Source organism: Bacillus sp. SIMBA_031 (assembly GCF_046535225.1).
In the GTDB taxonomy this organism is placed as follows: Bacteria; Bacillota; Bacilli; order Bacillales; family Bacillaceae; genus Bacillus; species Bacillus velezensis.
In genome coordinates this window covers 1-267 of sequence record NZ_JAWRXC010000309.1, presented here as the reverse complement: position 1 = coordinate 267, position 267 = coordinate 1, and the positions used below count along the sequence as shown (strand labels likewise).

Below are 267 nucleotides of genomic sequence, written 5' to 3'. Positions count from 1 at the left end.
GATACTGACCTCTTCCTCTTGTATCTTGAAAGACTCTCCTGCGCGCAAAGACTTGCGCGCGCTGGATCCCTGTGACAAGCACAGGGATGAGGGAGGCGAGGTTGGCGGCTCGCCAGAGCGACCATTCAATCGTCCCCACAAAGCACTCAAAGACGAGCCCGGCGCGGCATCAGGACGGCAGTATGACTATCAACCTTGAAGGCAAGATCGCACTCGTAACAGGCGCTTCGCGCGGCATCGGCTACTTCACCGCGCTCGAACTCGCCA

General features: G+C 58.8%; 1 pseudogene. It reads left to right on the top strand.

Features of this window, described 5'->3' with window-relative positions:
* Positions 1 to 182: 182 nt before the first annotated feature.
* Positions 183 to 267, top strand: a pseudogene (locus SB724_RS20425) (SDR family NAD(P)-dependent oxidoreductase); the annotation flags it as partial.